Genomic DNA, 2503 nt, shown 5'->3' with positions numbered 1-2503 from the left:
TAAAAAATAATATAGAAAAGCTAAAAAATAATTTAAAAATGTTTTTGCTTTTTTTATGCAATAAATTAATTATTTTATAAATAAAAATCAATTTGGTTAAAAAAAGTGAAAATTTATTATTTTAAAAAAGTTTAGCAGTAATATACTTTGTTGATTAGTAATATTAAATAAAAGTATTGGTAAAACGATAAATTTGAGTTAGTTATACTAAACATAATAAAAATTAATATAAACAAAAGTTTACTTTAACTAAACATAATAAAAATTAATATAAACATAAAAATGAAAATATGTATATACATTGAAATAGCTAGAAGTATAAAAAATTATATTGAAAATAAAAATAAAAAAGTGCTTGCAAAAGACCAAAACTTTATATAATAAATATTGTGAGTTTAATAAAACTAAATTTTATGAATAGAAATAATAATCTTTTAAAAATTAAATTAATATTTAAAATAAAGAAGGGAGGAACGATTTGGAAGCTATAGGTAAAAACTTAGAGTTAGAATATGAGAAAAGTTATAAGTTAAATCATAGTCAAATACCACTACTAAGCTCACTAAAAGAATATTCAAAAAAAGATATAGCATGTTTTGATGTACCTGGTCATGTAAGACATCAAGGGGTAGACATATTAAATAATTATTATGGAGAAGAATTGATGAAAATGGATATAAACTCATCTCCATTAATGGATAATGTATCTAATCCCAAGGGAGTCATAAAAAATGCTCAAAAACTTTTAGCGGATGCTTATGGTTCAGATGATGCTTTTTTTATAACTAATGGAACTACAGGAGCTATACATGCAATGATATTAAGCATCATAGAGGATAATGATAAATTGCTTCTTCCTAGAAATATACATAAATCAGTTATCAATGCACTAATATTAAGTGGAGGAGAACCTGTATTTATTCAACCAGAGTTTGATAAAGAATTAGGAATAAGTCTTAATATAAGGGCTAAAGATGTAAAGCATGCACTTGAAACAAATAAGGGGATAAAAGCTTTATTTTTACTTAATCCAACTTATTATGGAGCATGCAGTGATTTAAGAGAAATTATAGACATATGTCATAAGAAAAATGTATTGGTTTTAGTAGATGAGGCACATGGAGCTCACTTTCCGTTTCATGATGATTTACCACCATCAAGTATGAAGTTAGGAGCAGATATGGCGGCGGTTAGCATACACAAAACAGGAGGAGCATTAACGCAAGCTTCAGCACTGCTTTTAAATAACAAAAGTATAGAGTCTAGTAAGGTTCTTCAATGTATAAACATGCTTCAATCAACATCTGCATCATATTTATTAATGAGTAGCATTGATGGAGCTAGGTCGAACTTAGTGTCAAATGGGCAGGAGCAACTATCGAAAGCTTTAAATCTTTCAAGATACGCTAAAGCTAGGCTTAATAAAGTAAAAGGTATAAAAGTTGTATCTACGGAATGTTTAAATGATGAAGGAGTAAAGTTTATAGATGAGACAAAACTTTGCATAAATGTTAAAAAATTAAATTTAACAGGACTTGAAGTTTACGATTTATTATATAAAGAGTTTTCGGTTCAAGCAGAATTAGGGGATTTATATAATATATTAGCATTAATATCTATAGGTACAGAAAAAGAAGATGTAGATAAATTAATAAATGCATTAGAAGTTATATCTAAAATATACAAGAAGCCTGATGAGATGAATGATATAGATATAAAGCAGATAAACCCAATATTAAAATTAAAACCAAGAGATGCTTTTTACAAAGATAAAGAAATGGTTTTAATTGATGAATGTATTGGAAGAATTTCTGGAGAATCTATAATGGCTTATCCACCAGGTATTCCGATAGTAACTCCTGGAGAAATAATTACAAAGGAAATTATAGATTATATAAAGTTATTAAAAGACAATAATGCATATTTAAGTGATATGAAAGACAAAACTTTAAATTATATATTAGTTATAAAAAAATAAATTGAAAACTTAATAAGGAGAGTGACGACTATGAAGTTTGAAACTTTAGGAAGACATATATTGGTTGAGTACTATAATTGTGATGAGGAAATGCTTAGAGATCCAAAGCTTATTGAAAAATATATGAATGACTCAGCTTTAAATGCAAAAGCAACTATAGTAGATTCAGTATTTCACCACTTTAATCCATGGGGAGTGTCAGGAGCTGTAATAATAGCAGAATCTCATTTAACTATACACACATGGCCAGAGTATGGATATGCAGCTGCAGATTTCTTTACTTGTGGAGATATAGACCCTTGGAAAAGCTTTGAAATGCTAGAAGAATTACTTAAAGCTGAAAGAAGTGAATCTACAGAAATACCTAGAGGATTAACATCAAAGATACAAAAATTTGCAAAAAAAGATTTAGGTAATATTACTCATAAGCCACAAGACGAGCAAGAAGCTATATAAATAATAATCACCTAAATAAATATAAATAAAAAATAAATTTAACTAACTCAAATTTCAATTAATACATTA

General features: G+C 26.8%; 2 protein-coding genes. Both read left to right on the top strand.

Going from position 1 to position 2503, the window contains the following annotated elements; translation table 11 throughout:
- Positions 1–478: 478 nt before the first annotated feature.
- On the top strand, positions 479–1978 hold the full coding sequence (locus LEQ07_RS19520; protein ID WP_263331922.1) for an aminotransferase class I/II-fold pyridoxal phosphate-dependent enzyme: 1500 nt from the start codon (positions 479–481) through the stop codon (positions 1976–1978).
- Positions 1979–2008: 30 nt separating this feature from the next.
- On the top strand, positions 2009–2434 hold the full coding sequence (gene speD / locus LEQ07_RS19515) for an adenosylmethionine decarboxylase (RefSeq protein WP_046822695.1): 426 nt from the start codon (positions 2009–2011) through the stop codon (positions 2432–2434).
- Positions 2435–2503: the final 69 nt, after the last annotated feature.

Origin of the sequence: Paraclostridium sp. AKS73 (assembly GCF_025671395.1) — a bacterium.
In the GTDB taxonomy this organism is placed as follows: Bacteria; Bacillota; Clostridia; order Peptostreptococcales; family Peptostreptococcaceae; genus Paraclostridium; species Paraclostridium benzoelyticum.
The sequence above is the reverse complement of the archived record's forward strand: the minus strand, read 5'-3'. Positions and strand labels throughout refer to the sequence as shown.